This window comes from Moorena sp. SIO4A1 (genome assembly GCF_010672065.1).
Lineage (GTDB): Bacteria > Cyanobacteriota > Cyanobacteriia > Cyanobacteriales > Coleofasciculaceae > Moorena.
The window spans coordinates 1-1,719 of the sequence record NZ_JAAHHX010000526.1; the positions used below are offsets into that span (position 1 = coordinate 1).

The 1,719-nt window shown below is 41.8% G+C and carries 3 protein-coding genes; 2 read left to right on the forward strand and 1 reads right to left on the reverse strand.

Going from position 1 to position 1,719, the window contains the following annotated elements; genetic code table 11:
* Positions 1–771: 771 nt before the first annotated feature.
* On the forward strand, positions 772–969 hold the full coding sequence (locus F6K53_RS40235) for a hypothetical protein (RefSeq protein ID WP_293085695.1): 198 nt from the start codon (positions 772–774) through the stop codon (positions 967–969).
* Here the strand turns inward: F6K53_RS40235 and F6K53_RS40240 are convergent.
* Positions 956–1,132, reverse strand: coding sequence for a hypothetical protein (locus F6K53_RS40240; protein WP_293085698.1), 177 nt, complete (start codon positions 1,130–1,132; stop codon positions 956–958). The two genes, F6K53_RS40235 and F6K53_RS40240, sit on opposite strands and share 14 nt — an antisense overlap.
* 92 nt (positions 1,133–1,224) lie before the next feature.
* On the opposite strand from F6K53_RS40240, the gene F6K53_RS40245 reads away from it, so the two are divergent.
* The gene (locus tag F6K53_RS40245; protein ID WP_293085701.1) at positions 1,225–1,701 is read left to right on the forward strand and encodes a Tic20 family protein; all 477 of its coding nucleotides are present in this window, start codon (positions 1,225–1,227) and stop codon (positions 1,699–1,701) included.
* Positions 1,702–1,719 lie beyond the last annotated feature (18 nt).

A 1,719-nucleotide genomic window follows, 5' to 3' on the forward strand; every position in this document is an offset into this window, starting at 1 on the left:
GAAATTAGTTTGAGTCACTTTCTTTACTTCTAGGATCGATCACGTTTGGTAATTGACACAAAAACCTTAAAGGTCTATGTGCTTACAAAAAATCCTCTGAGGCAATAAAGCCCCGTCTAGGCAGGAGCGGGGATCAAAAACTGAGGTATCGCTTTCATGCAGGGGTTGATCCCATCAGCGACTACCAGTAGCGAAATAGCAGCTTTAGTCGCCCTGAAGATTTCTTGGCAGGTGGTTTGTTTGGACACGACCCTTAAACAGGACTTACCCAGTAACTCTACCTACTACAGGGTGGGTTATTAACGCACCCTACTAGTTATCCCTACTAGTTATCCCTACTAGTTATCCCTACTACTTATTCCTACTACATATGGGAGTTGGATGCCCAGTTTTTTAGGAGTTTTTCATAAGTCCTGTCAAACAATTCATCGGTAACGATGAGCTTAAAGCTTGACTCTGGAACGATTCAGACTCAGATTAGGCCAATTTTTATGAAAAGTTAAAGTTTGTATTATGTTAAATTATTTATTATACAACACCTAGAATCCAGGGGATATATTAAGATAATAATAGGGTTAAGCAATAGTTCTAATCAATAGCACTTATAAACAAGACTTAAGCACTAAGCTGATTGGTCAAGATTTTATGGATTAGTATCGGTATAAGGTATCGTGAGCAATTCAAGATTTTTCCCTATCCTCCAGCCTGTTGAGAAGACCTTAGACTATTGTAATTCGGCATCAGCCCTGATAGCGTAATGGGATTAGTGCTATGTTAGTCATTTTAACGGATAACCAAGTAATTTCCCCCGACCTTGTCTGCCAATGTTGTTTACTGGCTGACCCAAGCGGTCATCCTCGCTGGCATCAAGGCAAATTGGTTTGTGCTCATGTGCTCAAGAAGCTAAGTGAAAAGCAAGCTCAACAGTATGAGTGTGAAATGGGATTCCGTCTGGTCAATATGGAATAAACTTTTGTAGTAAGAACTTTTTTACTAAGCGATCGCTTTTAGCGTGGCCTACGGCCAATCGCACCTCAAGCAGCCTCGGGCTTTGCCGAAAGCGTGACCAATCGCACCTCAAGCAGCGTCGGCTTTGCCGAAAGCGTGGCCTGAAGGCCAAGGTCAATAGCATTTCAGGTAGCTCAGGGGTAGAGTGTTGTGCTGCGCTATGCTGAATAATAGTTAGTGTAGGCCTTATCTGAACATCTTCAAGGAGAAAGCACCATGAATTGGCGCGGGTCAACAGATATTAAAGACCGGATTTTTGCAGCCCTTGCATATCTACTCCCTCTAATTGTGGTTTTGCCCTTTGGTCAATTTCTGCTAAGACAGTTTCCCATTCTCGGCATTATTTACCTGCCACTACAACCATTAATTTCAATTTACTACGGTTTGCCCTTGGTGGGGTTAATTATTTTCTTTGTTTTATTCTTAGCCGTAGTCAGAAACCCACAAATCAGCCATTTTGTTCGCTTTAACACCATGCAAGCGATTCTTTTAGACATTCTTTTAGTTTTGTGTGGTCTATTGTTGCCAATTTTAGTCCAAGCACTAGGGGTTAACTTGCTAACAGAAACCTTATATAATATAGTGTTTTTAGGTATCCTTGCCGCCTGTGGCTATTCTATGATTCAATCATTGATGGGTCGTTACGCAGAAATACCAAGCCTTAGTCAAGCCGTTTACAGCCAAGTCCCCTAGTCTTGCTTAGTCTTGGCC

Bases quoted from the DNA above. Each gene is read 5' to 3' on its own strand.
- F6K53_RS40235 (WP_293085695.1), top strand. From the start codon at position 772: ATGTTAGTCATTTTAACGGATAACCAAGTAATTTCCCCCGACCTTGTC.
- F6K53_RS40240 (WP_293085698.1), bottom strand. From the start codon at position 1,132: ATGCTATTGACCTTGGCCTTCAGGCCACGCTTTCGGCAAAGCCGACGC.
- F6K53_RS40245 (WP_293085701.1), top strand. From the start codon at position 1,225: ATGAATTGGCGCGGGTCAACAGATATTAAAGACCGGATTTTTGCAGCC.